General features: G+C 67.3%; 14 protein-coding genes and 1 pseudogene. 7 read left to right on the forward strand and 8 right to left on the reverse strand.

Annotated features, from left to right (window positions below; all coding sequences use genetic code 11):
• Positions 1-154: 154 nt before the first annotated feature.
• Positions 155-3,691, reverse strand: coding sequence for an ATP-binding protein (locus ICJ04_RS13060; protein ID WP_223202885.1), 3,537 nt, complete (start codon positions 3,689-3,691; stop codon positions 155-157).
• A 277-nt stretch (positions 3,692-3,968) separates the two neighbouring features.
• Here ICJ04_RS13060 and ICJ04_RS13065 point away from each other — a divergent pair.
• The 3 genes and pseudogenes from ICJ04_RS13065 to ICJ04_RS13075 form a co-directional block, all read left to right on the forward strand.
• Positions 3,969-4,562 (forward strand): annotated as a pseudogene (locus tag ICJ04_RS13065) (YceI family protein); the annotation flags it as partial.
• Positions 4,559-5,128: a cytochrome b gene (locus ICJ04_RS13070; RefSeq protein WP_188324658.1), complete on the forward strand. Its 570-nt coding sequence runs from the start codon at positions 4,559-4,561 to the stop codon at positions 5,126-5,128. The pseudogene ICJ04_RS13065 and the gene ICJ04_RS13070, both read left to right, overlap by 4 nt.
• Positions 5,129-5,131: 3 nt before the next feature.
• Positions 5,132-5,698 (forward strand): YceI family protein, encoded by a 567-nt coding sequence (locus ICJ04_RS13075; RefSeq protein ID WP_188324659.1) that lies wholly within the window; start codon positions 5,132-5,134, stop codon positions 5,696-5,698.
• 64 nt (positions 5,699-5,762) lie between these two features.
• Here ICJ04_RS13075 and ICJ04_RS13080 read toward each other — a convergent pair whose 3' ends face one another.
• Entirely contained in the window at positions 5,763-5,990 is a 228-nt protein-coding gene (locus ICJ04_RS13080; RefSeq protein ID WP_188324660.1) for a glutaredoxin family protein, read from the reverse strand.
• A 97-nt stretch (positions 5,991-6,087) separates the two neighbouring features.
• On the opposite strand from ICJ04_RS13080, the gene ICJ04_RS13085 reads away from it, so the two are divergent.
• Both ICJ04_RS13085 and ICJ04_RS13090 read left to right on the forward strand, forming a co-directional pair.
• The gene (locus ICJ04_RS13085; protein WP_188324661.1) at positions 6,088-7,470 is read left to right on the forward strand and encodes an L-serine ammonia-lyase; all 1,383 of its coding nucleotides are present in this window, start codon (positions 6,088-6,090) and stop codon (positions 7,468-7,470) included.
• A gap of 109 nt (positions 7,471-7,579) precedes the next feature.
• Positions 7,580-8,572: an alpha/beta hydrolase gene (locus ICJ04_RS13090; protein ID WP_188324662.1), complete on the forward strand. Its 993-nt coding sequence runs from the start codon at positions 7,580-7,582 to the stop codon at positions 8,570-8,572.
• A gap of 143 nt (positions 8,573-8,715) precedes the next feature.
• Here ICJ04_RS13090 and ICJ04_RS13100 read toward each other — a convergent pair whose 3' ends face one another.
• Complete coding sequence (locus ICJ04_RS13100) at positions 8,716-10,092, reverse strand: S8 family peptidase (protein WP_223202886.1); 1,377 nt, start codon at positions 10,090-10,092, stop codon at positions 8,716-8,718.
• Positions 10,093-10,138: 46 nt separating this feature from the next.
• On the opposite strand from ICJ04_RS13100, the gene ICJ04_RS18375 reads away from it, so the two are divergent.
• Positions 10,139-10,522 carry a hypothetical protein gene (locus ICJ04_RS18375; protein WP_223202887.1) on the forward strand — a complete coding sequence of 128 codons (384 nt, stop codon included), beginning with the start codon at positions 10,139-10,141 and terminating at the stop codon, positions 10,520-10,522.
• On the opposite strand, the gene ICJ04_RS13105 is transcribed toward ICJ04_RS18375, so the two are convergent.
• Positions 10,490-13,960 (reverse strand): ESPR-type extended signal peptide-containing protein, encoded by a 3,471-nt coding sequence (locus tag ICJ04_RS13105; protein WP_188324665.1) that lies wholly within the window; start codon positions 13,958-13,960, stop codon positions 10,490-10,492. The genes ICJ04_RS18375 and ICJ04_RS13105 overlap by 33 nt on opposite strands.
• Before the next feature lie 338 nt (positions 13,961-14,298).
• On the opposite strand from ICJ04_RS13105, the gene ICJ04_RS13110 reads away from it, so the two are divergent.
• Entirely contained in the window at positions 14,299-15,501 is a 1,203-nt protein-coding gene (locus tag ICJ04_RS13110; protein ID WP_188324666.1) for a HAMP domain-containing sensor histidine kinase, read from the forward strand.
• Here the strand turns inward: ICJ04_RS13110 and ICJ04_RS13115 are convergent.
• From ICJ04_RS13115 to ICJ04_RS13130, 4 genes are read right to left on the reverse strand one after another with little or no spacing between them, the layout of a single operon-like run.
• Positions 15,498-16,211, reverse strand: coding sequence for a response regulator transcription factor (locus tag ICJ04_RS13115; RefSeq protein ID WP_223202888.1), 714 nt, complete (start codon positions 16,209-16,211; stop codon positions 15,498-15,500). The two genes, ICJ04_RS13110 and ICJ04_RS13115, sit on opposite strands and share 4 nt — an antisense overlap.
• Positions 16,212-16,262: 51 nt before the next feature.
• On the reverse strand, positions 16,263-17,351 hold the full coding sequence (locus ICJ04_RS13120) for a homoserine dehydrogenase (RefSeq protein WP_188324667.1): 1,089 nt from the start codon (positions 17,349-17,351) through the stop codon (positions 16,263-16,265).
• Positions 17,348-18,586, reverse strand: coding sequence for an O-succinylhomoserine (thiol)-lyase (locus ICJ04_RS13125; protein ID WP_188324668.1), 1,239 nt, complete (start codon positions 18,584-18,586; stop codon positions 17,348-17,350). The genes ICJ04_RS13120 and ICJ04_RS13125 overlap by 4 nt, the downstream gene beginning before the upstream one ends.
• Positions 18,583-19,638, reverse strand: a complete 1,056-nt coding sequence (locus ICJ04_RS13130; RefSeq protein ID WP_342589178.1) for a homoserine O-succinyltransferase — start codon at positions 19,636-19,638, stop codon at positions 18,583-18,585. The genes ICJ04_RS13125 and ICJ04_RS13130 overlap by 4 nt, the downstream gene beginning before the upstream one ends.
• Positions 19,639-19,671: the final 33 nt, after the last annotated feature.

The raw sequence follows: 19,671 nt of genomic DNA on the forward strand, positions 1-19,671 counted from the left end.
CTGCTCCCCGTTGCCACTGCCCCCTGCGCAGCAGGGATGGACACCTCATGCCTGCGGTGCCCGCGACGGCTGATGGCTTGGATGGCATGGTAAACCGAAGGTGACGGTCTTCACGACGTGAAACCGCCGAAGCGTGAACTACGTGCCACCTGCGTCATGGGAGGGCGCGACGCAGGCGCGCGCGGGCAATCGCCCCGACCAGCAGGTCGCCCGTCACCGGCTTGCGCAGGAAGCCATCGAATCCGGCGTCCAGCACCTCCGCTTCGGCGTAACTGTCCGAACGGGCGGTCACCGCGATCAACGGGAACCGATGACCCATCGCCCGCAGCTGACGTGCCAGCCCCAGCCCGTCAAGGGCCGGCAGGTCCAGGTCGAGCAACCCGACTTCGAAGGACGAGGTCGCCGCCGCCGACAGCGCCGCCAGTCCGTGCAGCGCGTGTTCGACCTCATGCCCACGTGCCCTCAGCAGACCTTGGATCACACTAGCGACCGTCGGGTCGTCTTCGACCAGCAGGATCCGCAGGGACGGCAGCACGTCGGGCGAGGGCTGCGCCTCGGCCACGGGCGCCACGTCTTCGGCATGCCAAGGCAGCGGCAGCAGCACGCTGAAACGCGCCCCGTGTCCCGGCAGGCTGTCCACGTCGATGGTGCCGCCCATCGCCACGGCAAGCTCCTGGCTGATCGCCAGACCCAGGCCGGATCCCCCGTAGCGCGACGCCGTCCGCGGACCGTCGGCCTGTTCGAATCGCTGGAACAAGCGCGCCTGCTGCTCGACGGCAATGCCCGGGCCGGAGTCCTCCACCTCGAACCGAAGGCCCACGCCGTCGCCGCCGGGACGGACGGATACCCCGACGTGGCCGCGCTCGGTGAACTTGATCGCATTGCCGAGCAGGTTCATCAGCACCTGCCGCACCCGCATCTCATCGCCGCTGACCGATATCGGACCGGTAAACGCCATCTCGCGGCGGAAGGCCAGCCCACGCTGGCGCGCGATGGGCTCCATCAAGGCCTGCACCTGGTCGAACAAGGCATCCAGCGCGAACGGGCGGATGTCCAGTTCCAGCCGACCGGCCTCGATCCGCGCCATGTCCAGCGCATCGTTGACCAGCCGCAGCAGATGGGTGCCGGCCTGGTGGATGGCGCCGGCGTAGCTGCGCTGCTGGTCATCCAGCCCGGTGTCCAGCAACAGCTCGCTCATGCCCAGCACGCCGGTCATCGGCGTGCGGACCTCGTGCCCCAGCGTTGCCAGGAAATGGCTCTTCGCCTGCGAGGCCTGCTCGGCCAGATGTTGCTTGTGCAGGCTCAGCTGCCATTGCTGTCGCCGGCGCAGGCGCAGGCGGACGTACCACGCCACGCCAGCGACCAGCAGGGTCCCACCCACGCCGTAGGCCAGCAGGGCGACACCGCTGCGCCACCAGGGCGGCAGCACCTGCACCTGCAGTGCCTGCACCGGCGTCCAGTCGCCGCCCGCGTGTCGCGCCTGGATCTCGATCTGGAACGCGCCGGACGGCAGCCGCGAGAGCGTGCGCTCGCCATCGGCGGCGGTGACCCAGTTGAGGTCATAGCCCTGCACGCGGAATCGATAGGCATTGCTGCGCGGATTGGCGAAGGACAGCAGCCGCGCATTGATCTGCAGATCACGGTCGTCCGGCCCCAGCGTAATGGGCGAGCGGGCGGTGACCTCCTGCCAGCCCTCGCCATCGTCGCGGCGCACGCGCACCGAGGCGATGACCAGCTGCGAAGAGGGCAGCGGCGCGTCGGCCGTATCCGGATCAAACCCGACCAGACCGGTCTGCGACACCGCCAGCACGCGGCCGGCAGCGTCCTGTGCCGGCGGGCGGCCGGTGAACTCCGCGTCCGGCAGGCCATCGCGCTCACTGTAGATGCGCAGCTGGCGCTTGCCGGTATCCCAGCGCATCAGTCCGCGCGGGCTGGTCGCCCACAGCTGCCCCGCCGCACCGATCACCAGGCCGCCGATGGACACCGGCAGCACGCCTTCTGCTGCGCCGACCTGCTCACGCAACGTCAGGCTCTTTCCATCCCACTCGTAGCGTTCAAACGCCCCCTGGCGCGCCAGCCACAGGCTACGCGGGCCGGCCCAGGCCAAGTCGAAGATGGTGCCGCGCGAGACGCCCGGGATGGCGATGAAGCGGTCGTTCTGGAAGCGCAGCACGCCCATGTCGCCCACCACCCACAGCTGACCCTGCGGGTCGAAACGCAACTGCTCCACCGGCGCCTGACTGCGGCCGGGCAACGTCGCGCGAGGGAAATCGCGCAGCACGCGTCCCTGCGCGTCGCGCTGCTGCAGGCCGTGATTCATCACCGACAACCACACCGTGCCATCCGGTGCCTGCCGCATCAGGTCAATCCGCTGGCGCAGATCGGCACCGCCCTGGATCAGCCAATCGCGATGCGTCCGGCGCTTGGGATCGAACACGGTGATCCGGCCAGCCCGCCCCAGCCACAACGATCCGTCCGGTCGCGGCAGCAGTGACCATATCGCGCCACTGCCGATCTGCTCATCGCTCACCAGCAACGACAGCGTGCCCCCGGCATCGAGCCGATACACCCCGTGCGCGGCGCCCACGAAGAAGTCGGTGCCGTCGCTGGCCACACTGAGCAGGTACTGGCTGTCCAGCGGCTTGCCGTCCAGCTGGAACCAGGTCGAGAAGCGCTTCCAGTCCGGCGGAAGATAGGCCAGGCCCTGCGTCAGCAATCCCACCCAGATGCCGCCTTCATGATCCTGCAGCATGTCCAGCACGCCGCTGTGCGCGGTCAGGAAGCCGCTGCCACTGTCGTGCTCGAGCCGCCGCAGCTGCCGGTCATCACCGCGCAGCAGCCCTTCGGAGCTGCCGACCCAGTAACCGCCCTGGCGATCGTGCAGCATCAGCGCCGCGCGCAGCGTGGCGGCCTGTGACCAGCCGGGTCGCTGCGCCCGGTCGTCGGCGCCGATCACGAACGCACCATCGCCCTGGGTACCCACCAGGACGCTGCCGGCTTCACCGCGGCTGAGCCGCACCACCGACACATCGCCCAGCACATCCGCGCCGACACGATCAAACCCGCTGCCATTCCAACGCGCTACGCCCTGCTCGGTCCCCAACCACAGACGTCCGCGCTCGTCGACCACGCTGGAAAAGATCGTGTCGCTCGGCAGACTGTGCGGGTCGGCCGGATCATGCCGGAACCGGCGCAGCTGCCCCGTTTCGTCGCGGCGGCACAGGCCGAAGGCACTGGTACCCACCCACAGCGCATTCTCGGCATCGGCCAGCGTCCAGAACTGACCTTCGCAGGCCGCACTGATGTCGTTGATGACCTCGAAGGCTTGCCGCTCAGGCCCCATGCGGACCAGGCCCACCCCGTTGATCCCCAGCCACAGGCGATCACGGCCGTCGACCAGCATCGTCTCGATCTCATTGCCGGGCAACGACCCTTCCTGCAGCGGGTCGTTCCGCCAGGTCTGCAAGGAAACCCCGTCATAGCGGGCCAGCCCACCGTCGGTCGCGGCCCACAGATAACCCTGCGCATCCTCGGCCAGCGCCGTCACCATCCGCGACGGGAGCCCTTCGGCCGTACCGATGCGACGCAGGCGGGGCGTCTCCGCGCCGGCGGGCGCCGCCTGCGCTGCTGGCAGCAGCAGGCTGGTGAGCAGCACCAGCAGCAACAGCACCACCCTCTGTCCTTGACGCATGCCCTTCGCCATTCCACTTCCCTGGATACAACGATTGTCACACAGCCTTGACGAAGCGGCGTGCGGCAGGCTGCTCCGCAGGCCAGCGACGACACGCGCTGGCAGGCACGGTGCCATCCGCACCATGAACTGTTGCAGCCATGTGGCTGCTCGCGAAGCCAGCGGGGTGGGTATGATCGCTGCGTCCCCTGCAGGAGCTGCACGCGTGCTGCTACGTCTTACCCTCAGCCTGTTGTTGTCCGCCCTGCCCGGCCTGGCTGTGGCAGCCGATACGCTCTATCGCCTCGATCCGGTCCACACCCGGGTGCTGTTCGCCATCAAGCACGCAGGCTTTTCGAATGCCTTGGGTACCGTGTCCGGCAGCGAGGGCGAACTGTATTTCAGCCCGGACGACTGGGCCGCCGCGCGGTTGGACGTGCGCGTTCCCATCGCGCACCTGGACCTGGGCGACAGCAAGTGGAACCAGGCCGCCCTGGCGCGCAACCTGCTTGATGGCGAGCGTTTCCCGGAAGCCCGCTTCGTGTCGACCTCCGTACAGCCCATCGACGAAACGCACGCCCGCGTGTTGGGGGATCTGACCCTGCGCGGCGTGACGCGTCCCGTTACGCTGGACGTCACCCTCAATGCGCTCAAGCGCCACCCGCTGCCGCCCTTCCGCCGCACTGCCGGCTTTTCCGCCACCGCCACGCTGAGCCGCCGTGACTTCGGCATCACCGCGTGGTCGAGCGTGATCGGCGATGACGTGCAGCTCCGCCTGGAAGTGGAAGCCGTGCGCGACCGCAAGGGAGACGATGACGCCCCCGACACGGCACCGCCGTCCGGGTCCAAACCCCCGATCGACGCCACGCCGGCGCCCAGGAACCTGCCATGAGCCGTCCCAATACCCAGCGCTGGGGTGGCGTCAGCCAGACCCTGCACTGGCTGATCGCACTGCTGATCCTCACCCTGGGCATCGTCGGCCTGACCATGGGCGAACTGCCGAAGACGCCGAAGTACTTCTGGGTGTACACCGCCCACAAGTCACTGGGCATCACCGTGCTGACGATGGTCGTGCTGCGCTTGGGCTGGCGTCTGTATGCCGGTGCGCCGCCCGCGGTGCCTGGCACGCCGACCTGGCAGGAGCGCATCGCGAGCGTGACCCACGCCTTGCTCTACGTGCTGATGTTCGGCATCCCGCTGTCCGGCTGGATCTACGACTCGGCCAGTGGCCTGCGGCCGTTCCGCTGGTTTGGTCTGGTCGACGTACCCAAGCTGGTCGCGCCGGATCCGCAGACCGTGGCCATTTCCCATGCGATCCACGAATACGGCTTCTGGCTGCTGGTGGCCGTCGTCGCCGCGCATGCCGGTGCCGCGCTCTACCACCATGTTTTCCAGCGTGATGCCACCTTGGTGCGGATGCTTCCGCGCGGCTGGATCTCCTCTCCCCAGAAGGATTGAACGATGACCATCAAACTGACCTCCCCGACAGCCGTTGCTGCCGCCCTGGCGGGCCTGCTTGCCGCCTCCCCGGCCATCGCCGCCGACTACGTGCAGGCACCCGGTTCCACCCTTGCCTTCGCGACCAAGTACGACGGCGAAGTCTTCGCCGGCACCTTCCCGGGCTTCACCACGCAGCTCAGCTTCGACCCGGCCAATCTGGCTGCCGGCAAGCTGGATGTGACGATCCCGCTGGCAGGCGCGAAGAGCGGCAACGCCGACCGCGACTCCACGCTGCAGGGAGCGGATTTCTTCGATGTGGGCAAGTTCGCCACCGCGCATTACCGCGCCAGCGGCTTCCGTGCACTGGGCAACGACAAATACGCTGCGGACGGCACGCTGGAACTGCGCGGCGTCAGCAAGCCGGTCACCCTGACGTTCACCTGGACGCCGGGCACACAGCCGGTCCTGAAGGGTCAGGCGAGCGTCAAGCGACTGGAATTCGGCGTCGGCGGCGGTGACTGGGCCGATACCAAGACAATCCCGGATGAGACCGCGATCAGCACCGTGGTCAACTTCAAGGCCAAGTGACACCCTGCCATCAGGCTGCGGGCGTCCGGACATCCGGCGTCCGCCGCGCATGGCGCGGCACTAGCTACCCGGCCCGCAGCCATCCAGCGAGTGTGGCCGCATCGAACGGCCAGTCCAGCTCGCGTCTGCCGGCGCTGTCCCGCAGCACAGGCACCCGCGCACCATAGCGTGTTTCAAGTTCGGGATCTGCCTCGACGAATACCGACTCGAGCCGGGGCACCCGTGCCTGCGCCAGCACGGCCAGCGCCAGATCACACAGATGGCAGTCGTCGCGCTGGTAGAGGATGAACACCGGGCCCGCTCCGTATGGGTTTGCTGCGCCGCAGCCAAGGAACCGCCGCGTCAACCGCTAGAATAGCGGCTTTCCCGGTACCTGCAGCACGGCATCCATGGCAGTCAGCACGTTCGACGTATTCAAGATCGGCATTGGCCCGAGCTCTTCGCACACCGTAGGGCCCATGAAGGCGGCCGAACGGTTCGTGCATCGCTGGCTGCTGGATCCGGGCAGACTGCAGGATGTGGTGCGCATCCGTGCGGACGTCTACGGATCACTCGCGCTGACCGGGCGCGGCCACGGCACGGACAAAGCCGTGCTGCTGGGACTGGAAGGACAGCGCCCCAACCTGATCGATCCGGACATCATCCCGGCGACGCTGGAGCGTATCCGCACCAGCAAGCGGCTCAACCTGATGGGTCAGCACGAGATCGTGTTCGATGAGAAACGCGATCTGGGACTGAACAAGCGGCAGAAGCTGCCCTATCACACCAACGGCATGCGCTTCACCGCCTTCGATGCGAACGACGAGGTGATCGCCACGCGCGATTATTATTCCGTCGGCGGCGGCTTCGTGGTCAACCAGGACGATGCCGCCGATGATCGCATCGTGCCCGATGAGACCCCGCTGCCCTACCCCTTCAAGAGCGGCGACGAACTGTTGGCGCAGACCGCGCGCAGTGGGCTGAGCATCGCCCAGTTGATGTTCGAGAATGAGAAATCCTGGCGCAGCGAGGACGAGATCCGCGAACTGTTGCGCGAGATCTGGTCGGCCATGCAGGCATGCGTGGCACGCGGCATCCGCCAGGAGGGCGTGCTGCCGGGGGGACTGAAGGTAGGCCGACGCGCACCGGCGCTGTATCGCGAGCTGTCATCGAAACCCGAAGCGGCGATGCGTGACCCGCTGACCACGCTGGACTGGGTGAATCTGTACGCCTTGGCGGTGAACGAAGAGAACGCTGCGGGCGGTCGCGTGGTCACGGCACCGACCAATGGCGCGGCGGGTGTCCTGCCGTCCGTGCTGCATTACTTCGATCGCTTCTGCCCAGGCGCCAATGAACAGCGCATCTTCGATTTCCTGCTGACGTCGGCGGCGATCGGCATCCTGTACAAGGAAAACGCCTCGATCTCCGGCGCCGAAGTGGGTTGCCAGGGGGAAGTCGGGGTGGCGTGCTCGATGGCGGCCGGCGGGCTGGTCGCGGCGTTGGGCGGCAGTCCCAGCCAGATCGAAAATGCCGCGGAAATCGGCATGGAGCACAACCTCGGGTTGACCTGTGACCCGATTGGCGGACTGGTTCAGATCCCCTGCATCGAACGCAATGCGATGGGGGCAGTGAAGGCGATCAACGCCTCACGCATGGCGATGCGCGGCGACGGCAAGCACAAGGTGTCGTTGGACAAGGTCATCAAGACCATGCGCGATACCGGCCGCGACATGCAGGACAAGTACAAGGAAACCAGCCGCGGCGGCTTGGCGGTCAACGTCATCGAGTGCTGACGGCGGGTGGTGCCGAGCGCGGCTCGGCGCTACCGGATGGATGCGATGGTTCGACAGGGTGATGTTTGGCGCTGCGGTATGCTCGGTCTCCCCTTCCATGGAGACCGCCATGCGCCTGCTGGCCGCCGCCCTGATCGCTTGCTGTCCTGTCGCTGTTACTGCCGCGGATGTCTACGGCCCCCGCCTGGAGGGGTTTGATTACCCCTACCCGGTAAAGACGTTCGCACTGGAATCGCAGCGCCAGCCGCTGGAGATGGCTTATCTGGACGTCGCTCCAGCGCGGTCACCGATTGGCACCGTGGTGCTGCTGCATGGGAAAAACTTCTGTGCCGCCACGTGGCAGGAGACCATCAAGCCGTTGCTTGATGCCGGATACCGGGTCATCGCACCGGACCAGATCGGCTTCTGCCGGTCCAGCAAGCCTGCCGGCTACCAGTACTCGTTCGGCCAATTGGCCGCCAACACCCACGCCCTGCTTGAGCAGCTGGGCGTGCAGCGGGCGCATATCGTCGGCCATTCGATGGGCGGCATGCTGGCCGCGCGCTATGCGTTGCTGTATCCGCAGGCCACCCAGTCGCTGTCACTGGTCAATCCGATCGGACTGGAAGACTGGAAAGCCCTCGGCGTGCCGTGGCGCAGTGTCGATGCGTGGTATTCCAACGAGTTGAAGACAACCTTCGATTCCATCAAGAAGTACCAGCTGGACGTTTACTACAGCGGCGACTGGCAACCCTCGTTCGAGCACTGGGCGCGCATGCAGGCCGGCATGTACGCCGGCGCAGGCAAAGAGGCGGTGGCCTGGAGCCAGGCGCTGACCTCGGACATGGTGTTCAACCAGCCGGTGGTGTACGAACTGAAGAACATCCGCGTGCCGACCACGCTGTACATCGGCCAGAAGGATCGCACCGCGATCGGTCGCGACCAGGCGCCCCCTGCGCTCAAGGCCAAGCTGGGCAATTACCCGCTATTGGGCAAGGCCGCCGCAGCGGCCATACCCGGTGCACAGCTGGTGGAATTCGCCGACCTGGGGCATTCGCCACAGGTGCAGGATCCGGCGCGGTTCAATGCTGCGCTGTTGCGGTCGCTGGAAGCGAACCGGTAATCCCAGCAGCGGGCACGCGCTCGGCGTGCCCGCACGCATCGGGAACGCTCAGCGCGCAATCGCCGTCACGCCAACCCCGGTGAAGTCCACCTCTCCGACCACCTTCAGGTACCACGTGCCAGCGCGCGGTGCGCTGACGATGATCACCTCCGCATTGCCTGCCCGGCGCGAGCGGTATTGGGCGTCATCGACGGTGGGTTCCACGCCGGCCGAGGCATACAGACTGACATCCCCTCGCCCCCCAGCGTGCGCAGGTTGATGCTGCGGGTACCTGCGGGCACATCGAAGCGGTAGCTGACCGAATCGCCGGCAGCACCGTTAATCGCAACGCTGGTCACGCCATTCTGCAGACTGGGCAGGGGCAATGGGTTGCCCAGTGCCAGCTGTACGGCGCGCCCCGCGTCGGCCAGGCCTGCGCCGATCGGGCGGGCCGCTGGTGGCGCGACCGGGAACACGCGGGCCGAATCAACCAGCATCTGCCGCACCTGCGCCGGCGTCAGCGCGGGCCTGCCGGCGCCCACCGCCGCGGACTGCATCAACGCTACGATCCCCGCCACATGAGGTGACGCCATCGACGTACCCATCATTCCGACCAAGGCGTCATCGCCGGGAACGGTGGTGCCTGCGTTGCTGGTCGACCAGACGGCACCTTTCGCTATCCCACCGCTGTTGTCGGTGTCACCGCCCGGTGCGGCGAGCGTGACCGTGGCGCCAAAATTGCTGTAGCTTGCAATCCGCCCACCGACGCCGGTCGCCCCCACCGAAATGACGTTACGGCAACTGGCCGGGCTGAACCCGGCGGCATCGGCACCTTGATTGCCGGCCGCGACCACCACCGTGGTCCCTTGCGCGACAGCGAAGTCGATAGCCTCCTGCGTAGCCGGGTCCTCCGTGCAGGCGCCGCTGCCTCCCAGGCTCATGTTGATGACGTCGGCCGGCGTCGGGTTGGCGGGGACACCCTCGATCGTGCCGCCCGCAGCCCACACGATCGCGTCGGCGATATCGGAGGTGAATCCGCCACAGTGACCGAGCACCCGGACGGGTTGCACCTTCGCGCCCCAGGCGGTCCCGGCGACGTCACGCCCGTTGTTGGTCATCGCCGCTACCGTGCCGGCCACATGGGTGCCGTGCCAGGTGCTGTCCTCGGTGCTGCCACACCAAGGCATCGACGCGTCGGTCCAGTCACCCGGGTCCGATGCATCCGGGTCGCGCCCATCGCCGTCACCGGCGATATCAGGATCGTCCTCGGACTGACCATACGATGACACGAAGTCGTAGCCCGGCAGCAGGTTGTCCTTCAAGTCAGCATGGGGCCTGTAACCGGTGTCCAGCACCGCTACCACCACACCTTCGCCGGTGCTTTCACCCCACGCCTCCGGCCCGTGGATGCCCCCGACCGTATTAAGCAGATCCCACTGGTAGATCGGCAGCTGCGGATCGTTCGGCATGACATCCGCCGCATACTTCCGGGTGTCCAGCTGCGCATAAGCGACATCCGGATCCTGGCGCAGCTGCTTCAACAGCGCCTGCGCTTCGTTGCTGGCCAACCGGCGTGAGGTGCTGACGATGTCCGCCCCGGTCGCAGTGCGGCGTACGCTGCGCAGCGCGAACACGGTGGTGGTGGGGGCAACCGCCATCCCGCGCGCCACTGCCGAGTTCAGGCTGGCCGTCACCCGGCCCCGGTCGCGGGCTGGCGCGCTGCCAGGCTTGTATTTGACGATCAAGCGAGTGTGGGCGTCAGCTGCGTGGGCAGCAGGCAGTGACCGCAGCGGCATGACGCGGTGCTCGGTGGCCGCCACCGGCGCGGCCAAGGTGATGAGCGCAATACTGGCGGCCACGGCACACGCGCAGTGGGAAACGTACGATATTTTCATGGTGTTCCTTCAAGAAAAATGCAGAGGGTGCGGAAGCGCCTCATCAGAGGTCGATACCGAAGCCGATGCCGGCTGAACGGTCACTGCCGCTGAACGCGCCGCCCAGGCTGATGCTGGCCCGCTCGCCTACCTGCTTGCCGTAGCCGACGGACAGCGCCTGCTCACCGTTCTGCCAACCGGCGCCCACCGCCACGCGACCGCGGGGACTACGGCTGCCCGATGCGTTGATCGCCATGTTCATCATGGCGCTGCTCATTGCGCCCTGCCGATCGATGCGACGGTCCTGTTGGTTCAGTCGCTGATCCACGCCCTGCGACAGATCCACGAAACGGTCGTCCAGCTCCTTGTAGCGGGAATCCGTGTAGCTGCGCGCCGAGGCCAGCGTCTGCGCGTCGCCCGTATTGACCTGCCCGACGTTGGCTGCATCGGTATCTGCCGTGCCCGCGCCTACGTGAGTGACGCGACGTGGCTGAGCGTCGGTGCCTACCGACACCGTTCCGGTCTCATCGGCGACGGAACCCTTACCGATGGCTACCGAATCTGGCGCATTGCCAGCAGCGACCAGACCGTTGTCCGGATCAGCACCGCCACCACCGCCACCAACGGGAGGAGGCGTAACGCCGGTTTCAAGCGCGCCGACACGTGTGTCCAGCTTGCCCAATGCGTTGTCCAGCGCTCCAAAGGCCCCACCGACATTGTCGTAGCCGGCCCCGCCTATCGTATAAACCGGCCTCAGCAGCATGCCGTCGGCGCCAAGTTGCGCGCCACCGCCCAACGCATGCGCAACACCTTGCAACTGCGAGACATTGACGGCGTCCCGGTCAGCGATACCTGCCTTGAGGTTGCTGATGGTGGTGCCCTGCTCGCCGCCCAAGCCGATGCGCGCCTTGTCTTCATCGTCATAGCGCACTGCCATGGCGGTGACCTCGCCGACATCGGCCATGGCTGAATCGAGCTGACGCTTGTTGACCGCATCGGTCGCCTCGGTCCCATCGGCGACGTTGGTGATCTGACGTTCGGCCCCGACGCTGCCCACCGACACGGCGTTCGGGCGATCAGCTACTGAGCCGGTTCCCAATGCGACGGCATTTTCCGCCGTGGCGCTGCTGAGTCTGCCAAGCGCGATCGAGCCCTCACCTGATGCCAGCGTGCTGTCTCCGATGGCCAGGGCGAAGTTTCCCGGCGCTCGTGACACCTCACCAATGGCGAGTGAGTCCATGCCCATCGCTGATGCCCACGTGCCGAGCGCAATTGCGCCAGGCGCACCAGCCGTGGAAAACGCACCAATCGCCACAGACCGGTTGCCTTCGGCATTCGTCCAGCGGCCCACCGCTATCGAGCTCTCGCCCATAGCACTGGACAAGTACCCCATGGCGGTGGAACCGATCGCGTCGGCTGTCGACAGTGCCCCCACGGCGGTCCCGTTCTCTGCGTTGGCGCGGCTGACGTAGCCAATGGACACGCTGTTGTCAGCCAGTGCGCCCGCAGAGCGCCCCAAGGCAGTGGAATTGGCTCCGGTCGCCTGACTGCGCTGCCCCACCGCGACTGCACTCGGCACCGTGGCCTGGGCATCACCGCCCACCGCCACCGCCCCGTCGCCACGCGCCGTGGCGCCTCCGCCGAATGCCGCCGCCAGCGTGCCATCGGCGCTCGCACCGGCCCCCACGGCGGCTGCCGACACTCCCAGCGCCGTGCTGGCCGCACCTACCGCAACGGTGCGCTCGCCATAGGCAAGCGACTGCGCACCCGCTGCGATTGCGCCCTCCCCCAACGCATTGCTCTGGTACCCCGCAGCGGTCGCCCCGGCACCATCGGCGACAGCCTGCGGCCCGACCGCCATAGCACCGTCACCGCTGGCCAGCGGATCCTCACTGCCATCAACTGCCGAATCCACCGCCAGGAATCGCGTGGTTCCCGCCTTTGCTTCGACCGCCTTCAGCTGGGCCACGTTCACTGCATCGTAATCTTCCGTACCGGCCGCTACATCGGTGATCTGCCGCTGCATCACCCCGTGGGCGTCGCCCAGGATGTCGAACCACTCCTGCGATGCGCCCACCGATACCGCATTGGGGCGCGTTGCCAGCGATCCGTAGCCGAGGGCCACGCCGCCGGTGGCCTGCTCCTGGGTCCAGGCGTTGCCGATGGCGACACTGCGATCTGCATACGCAATCGCCATGGTGCCTATTCCGGTCGCGTATTCCCCATGCGTGTAAGACAGCTTGCCCACGGCCACACTGCCCAGGCCATCGGACACGCTGGAGCCGCCCAATGCCATTGCCGCGCTGCCGGTGGCCTTGGCGCCGGCACCCAGCGCGACGGCCTGGAACGCTCCGGCCTGGCTGCTGTCACCCAGGGCCACGCCAAACGCCCCGCTCGCCACCGCGCCAGTACCGACCGCCAGCGCGCTCCATTCCGACGCCTGTGCCCTCGAGCCCAGCGCCATCGATGACAGGCCGGTGGCCTGTGCCTGGGACCCCAGCGCCGTGGCATTGGCATAATCGGCCAGGCTGTCGGCACCGATGGCGATGTTGTTGCTCAACGTCGCGGGATTTTCCGTACCCATCGCACGCGCGTTGCTGCCCAGCGCGATGCTGTTGGCCCCCGTGGTGACGGCCTGCTGGCCGATAGCCGTGCTGTTGTTGCCCTGGGCCCTGCTGTCCGCACCAATGCCCACCGCACGGTCGCCGAAGGCGGCGCTCAGCGCCCCCAGGGCAACCGCATCGCTGCCCAGCGCGCGCGCAGACTGGCCTACGGCCATGCTGTTGCTGCCGCTCGCTTGGGTGTTTTCCGCCACGCACAGATCACACACGTACTGACCGCCGATGGCGATCGCGCCATCGCCGCTGGCGGTGGCCAGGTACCCCGTGGCGACGCCACGGAAACCCGATGCACTGGCGCTGGTACCCAGCGCGACTGCCCCGTCGCCGGCGGCGTGGCTGTCCATGCCGATGGCGGTGGAGAAGTCCCCCTCTGCCGCGGACTGCAATCCCACGGCAATGCCGGCGGCGCCCTTCGCGTGCGACTGCGTACCCAGCGCCACCGAACTGTTGCCCTCGGCGTTGGCCAGCCCACCGGTGGCCACGCTGGCATACCCACTGGACGACGACTGCGAGCCCACCGCGACCGCACCGGCACCGGATGCCGTGCTGCCGTCGCCGATCGCGATGGCAGACTGCGCAGAGGCGGCTGCCCCTGTACCCAGCGCGATTGCATTGGTCGCCTGTGCCTGGGCCATCACACCCACTGCCAAAGCACCCTCACCGCTTGCGCTCGCATCGTCGCTCCCATCGTCCTTGCCATCGACATCCACGTAACCCGAGGCAGTGGACGTGGTGGGGAGTGTTGAGGCGTCCGATGCCATCGACGCCCACGCCGGCACCAACAACGCACCGGCCACCAGGCAACGCACCACGCGTCGTCTCTGGCCTGTCCCGCGGCCCGGCGAAGCCAGCTCCGAGGCCACGACCAGCTGCTGTAGCGAGCGGCTCCACACACGACTGAAAATCCTGTTCATTCATCACCTGATGAGTTGAAGGGCAAGGCACTCCCGTCCCGCAGGCAGGCAGCGCAAGGCGCTGCACTGGATCGCAGGTCCAGAAGCAGAAGGTGTGCACGTCCCAGCAACTTGAATGCGCGAAAACTGAAAGCGCGCTGCGACGGCGCGGATGAACGTACGGTTCAGCCGCAATCGTTGTCACGCACGAAACCTCACCAAATACTCGCCATTTCTCACCGTGCCCCCCGACGACGCATGTCATGACGAGTCAGTACGCATCGCGCTCATTTTCCCCAGCCGAGACAACGCAGCGTCCATGGGCGACGCTACCCAGCGCATGCTCCGGCAGGCTGGTCGTGCAGCTGCTGCTGTTGCTGCACGCAGGCGTGCAGCTGCTGGATGGGGGATCGATGCTGTCCGTACGCCCGTTGCCCCCGCACTGGATGCCGGACCTGTTGATGACCTTGTTGGCAACGACCACCGCCGTGCTGTGCGCGACGTGGGTTGCGGCGGGACGCGTGCGGTCGGGTGTGGGCACGCTGGTGGCCGTCAGCCTTGTCAGCAGCCTGTCCGCCGCGCATTGGATGGGCCTTGCGACCGCTGCACTGCATCCCTTCACCTTGCTTCTTCTGCCGCTGCTGGCGGGCCTTGCGGCAGGTAGGGCCGCGCTCTGGTCCGTCTGGTTCGCCCTGGTCTGCCTGCTGGCACTGAACAGAGAAACCACGCCGCTGCCGTGGGCGGCGGGATACACCCTGCTGACGCTGGGCATCGATGGCGTGCTACGGATGCACACCGTAGAGCGGACACGCCAGCATCACGACGCCGCGCGGCTGCGACAGGAAGTGGCACGTTGTACGCAGCTGCGGGCACGTCTGCATCGCGCCGAAAAGCTGGCGGTAATGGGCCGCTTGAACCGGGGCATCGCCCACGATTTCAATCACGTCCTGGCGCTTTTGCAGGGCTTCTGCGACCAGGCGCAGCGCCGTTCGATGCAGCTGCCGCCGGACGAGGAACTGGACAATGCCCTGCAGGGAATGAACCAGGCGGTACAGCTCGGCGAACATCTGAGTGGTGCGCTGCTGCGCGTCAGTCGCCTGGATGACATGCGCCCTGAGCGGTTTGACGCAGGCTGCGCGCTGCTGCAGCTGCGGCCGCTGCTGGAGCCGCTTTTCATCAACCGCAGCCAACTGCGTCCGCTGCACATCAGCAGTACGGCAAGCCTGCACATGGACCGCAGCGAGTTCGCGCTGATGATCCTGAATCTGGTAATCAATGCACGCGATGCGCTGCGACCCGCGTCGGCCGACCATGTGCGCATCGAGCTGGACCGGCACGGCGATCAGGTAGAAATATCGGTGCGCGACAGCGGCCGCGGCATGCACGCGCTGCAACGACAACGGCTGTTCGATCCCCTTTATGGCGGCCGGACGTCGGGTCGCGGCAACGGGCTTGGGCTGATGCTGGTGCAGGAGCGGGCGACCGCATACGGGGGCACGATCAGCGTGCACAGCGCGTTGGGCGAAGGCACCGACGTGCGGCTGCGGCTGCCTGCCGCCTAGGGCGCGAACACGTAGCCCTGCCCGTGCACGGCAAGCAAGGGAAATCGATGGCCGCTGGCGGCCGATATCTTGCGCCGCAGACGATGGATCAGCGAGTCGAGCCGATGCGGGTCAAACGTATGCACATCACCTGTCAGCAGGGCGATCAGTGCATCGCGGCCCACGACTTCACCGCTGCGAGCAATCAGGCAGTGCAACAGCGGGCGCTCACTGCGGGTGAGCGCCATCGTGCGTCCGCAGGGTGCCAGCAGTCGCCAGCCGTCCGCGTCCAGCTGCCATCTTCCGGTCAGCGCGTGCTCCTGCGCGGTACCTACGTGGCTATCGGCCAAGCGCCGGCCGACGCTGTGCAGCGTGGCAGCCAGCAACTCGATCTTCACCGGCTTGACCAGATAGGCATCGGCGCCGTCGACCAGGCCACGCACCTGGTCGGCCAAGGCGCGGCGGCCGGTCAGCATGACGATTCCGACACCGGGCAGCTGTAACCGCAGCGATGGCGCCAGCTCGAAGCCGTCAGCGTCTGGCAGACCCGGATCCAGCACGATGAGGTCCGGAACCGCCACCCGCAGTGCCTCCTGCAGCGCCGCCGCCGTGCCGACACCGTGGGCCTGGAAGCCGTGCTCGCGCAGTCCCGGCAGCAGGATGCGCTCACGCAGAAGACCGTCATCTTCGACAACGATCAGCCGCAACGCGGAAGAATCAGATGAGTGCACGTGCTGCCCTTCAACAGATCAACGCACTGCATCCTAGCCGAGCGCTCTGCCTCACCTGCCACCGCCAATCGACGTCCGCGCGATGCGCAGCACGTCGTCCAGCAATGCCGCGGCGGTCACCTCTGCGCCCGCACCAGGCCCCTGGATCAGAAGGGGTTGTTCGCGATAGCGGTCGCTGTGGATCGCGACACGGTTATCGGTTCCCGCGCCGAGCGCCAGCGGATGGTCAACAGACAACGCCTGCAGGCCCACCTGCGCCGTGCCACGCTCGATGCAGCCGATGAAACGCAGTCGCCGGCCTGCGTCTTCGGCCTGCCGCCAGCGCGCGTGGATGCCTGCATCCAGCAGCTGCAACTGCGCCAGTGCCTCGGCCGAAGACAGGGCAGCCAGGCCGGCGGGCACCAGCGACGTCACCTGGACCTGGCTGGCGTCCATGGCCAGGCCGCAGGCGCGCGCCAGGATCAGCAGCTTGCGGCGAACGTCTTCACCGGAAAGATCTTCACGGGGATCCGGCTCGGTGTAGCCCGCTGCCACCGCCTCACGCACGGCGACGGAAAACGGCTGACGGCCATCATAACGATTGAACAACCACGCCAGCGATCCGGACAGGACACCTTCGATGCGATGGATGCGGTCGCCTCCTTCCACCAATGCACGCAGGCTGCTCAGCAACGGCAGTCCGGCACCGACAGTGGCACTGTCGCCGTAGACCGCACCGGTGTCGGTGCAGCCCCGATGGATCTGCTGCGCGCGTTCCAGCTGCGCGCCCTGCCCCAGCTTATTGGCGGTGACCACGTGCACCCCCCGCGCTACCCACGGGGCGTGCTCGGCGGCCACAAGGTCGCTCGCTGTGGCATCGACCACCACGTCACCGGCACGCAGCGTCTCGGCATGCGACCACGGCAATGCGCCGACGGTCCGCTGCGGCGCACTGCGCACCTGCTCCAGCGATTCCGCCGGATCGGCAGTGCAGGCCAGCGTGGTACGCGAATTGGCCAGCCACTGCAGCGCAGGCAGGTGGGCGCCACCGGCCCGTAGCGCCTGATAGCGGGTGACGAAGGCAGTACCGACCGTGCCCGTACCCAACAGGGCCAGGCGCGCGGTCTGCGGCGGGGTGGATCTGGCGAGCAGCGCATTCATGCGTCGACAGCCTGTTTGCGGCCTGCGCCCGCATTGACCACCGTCGCCGCACGCTCCAGCGCCAAGGTCAGGTCGGCCAGCAGGTCACGCTCGGATTCGATGCCGACCGACAGGCGCAGCAGTCCCTCGCTGATGCCGGCAGCCTGGCGCGCCTCGACGCTCATTGCCGCGTGCGTCATGGTGGCCGGATGCGCCACCAGGCTCTCGACACCCCCCAGCGACTCGGCCAGCGTGAAGTAACGCAGGCCGTCGACGAAGGCGCGCACCGCCGCGTGCGGGTCGTCGCCTTCGCACTGGACCAGCTCGAACGACAGCATCGCGCCGAATCCACTCTGCTGCCGCGCCGCGATGGCATGGCCGGGGTGGTCCGCCAGGCCGGGGTAGTACACCTGCGCCACGACCGGATGGTCCGCCAGCAGCGACACGATGGCCGCCGTGTTCTCCTGGTGCACGCGCAGACGCGCGTCCAGCGTGCGCAGCCCGCGCAGGGTCAGGAAGGCGTCGAACGGCGAGCCGGTCAAGCCGAGCGCGTTGGCCCACCAGGTCAACTGCTGTGCCAGTTCGGGATCACGCGCCACGACCGCTCCACCGACGACATCACTGTGACCATTGATGTACTTGGTGGTCGAGTGCAGCACCAGGTCAGCGCCAAACGCCAGTGGCTGCTGCAGCGCCGGCGACAGGAACGTGTTGTCGACCACGACCCGCGCGCCGGCTTTATGCGCGGCATCGATCACGAAGCGCAGGTCGGTGATGCGCAGCAGCGGGTTGGACGGCGTTTCCACCAGCACCAGTTTCGGCGAGGTCGCCAGGGCCTGTGCCAGCGAGCGCGGGTCGGTCAGGTCGGCAGTGACCAGCTTGAACTGGCCTTTGCCGGCCAACGCGTTGAACAGGCGCCAGCTGCCGCCGTACGCGTCATGCGGCACCACCAGCGTGTCGTCCGGTCCCAGCAGTGCCTGCAGGACCAGGTTGATCGCGCCCATGCCGGTCGCCGTCACCACCCCACCCGCACCGCCTTCGAGTTCGGCCAGTGCCTCGCCCAGCAGGTCGCGGGTCGGGTTGCCACTGCGCGTGTAGTCGTATTGCCGCTTGTTGTTGAAGCCATCGAAGCTGAAGTTCGAGGACAGCACGATCGGCGGCGTCACCGCACCGTGTGCCGTATCGCGGTCAATGCCGGCGCGGACGGCGGCCGTGGTGCGACTACAGGGCAGTGCAGCGTTATCGGAGCGGCTCATGCGGTTTCTCCCGGGATGCGGATGGCGTTGGCGAGGATCGCGTCGATGCGATCGGTTTCTTTGAGGAAGGCATCGTGGCCGTAAGGCGAGCGCAGCACGCGCAGACTGCCGCGCGGACCCAGGCCTTCAACCAGGCTGACAAGATCGGCCAGCGGCACCAGCCGATCACCTTCCACGGCGACGACCACGGTCGGCAGCAACAGCTGAGCCGGATCGATGCGATGCAGGTCGATGGATTCGGACAGGCGCAGCCACGCGATGACCGGTGTGCGCGCGACGTACTGCGCGGCAGCCGCATCCAGATAGTCTTCGGCAGCGACACGCACGCGCCCATTGATGACTTCCGGGGCCGCATCGAAGCGTTCACTGAACTCTTCCGGCGTGCGGTAGCTCAGCATGGCGAACTGGCGGGCAAGTGCGAGGCCGTTCTCGTCGCTGCACTGCAGCTGGCCCAGCGCGACGGCACGGCGCTGTAGAGCGCGCCAGGCGGCAGCGTAGGGATGTGCCCGATGCGCGCCGCTGACCACGACCAGACGCTGCACGCGTTGGCGGTGGCGCACGCCGAACTGCTGCGCCACCAATGCGCCGTAGGAATAGCCGACAAAGGCCTGCAGCTGCGCGATGGCCAGGTGATCCAGCAGGATCGCCAGCGCGTCGGCCTGGTCGGCGGTATCGATCGGTACGTCCTGCGCGCCGTCGGCGCCGATGAAGTCGAACGCCAGAATGCGCAGCACCTGCGGATCCAGGGTGCGGCCAGAGCCGACCAGTCCCTCGGCCCAGCCTTTTTCGCTGAACTGCGCATTGGCCGCGACATGGCGGTTGGCGGAGATGCCGCCGGCCAGCACCACGACGGGCGCATCGGCGGGGCCGACACATTCATAGCGCAGGCGGATGGCGCGTGGTCCCGCGTGGCGCATGTCCAACACCGCGGCGAATTCGCCGCGCACGGCATGCACGCGGTCTTCGACCGGCACGCTGACGGGGACAAAGGATTCGGAACGGGGGGCAGTGGCGGGGGCGAAGCTCATGGCGGTATCCAATAAGGGAAACATTCCCGAGGAGTGGCCATCGAGCCTTCGCAGGGC

It is taken from the genome of Stenotrophomonas sp. 169 (assembly GCF_014621775.1).
Taxonomy (GTDB): domain Bacteria; phylum Pseudomonadota; class Gammaproteobacteria; order Xanthomonadales; family Xanthomonadaceae; genus Stenotrophomonas.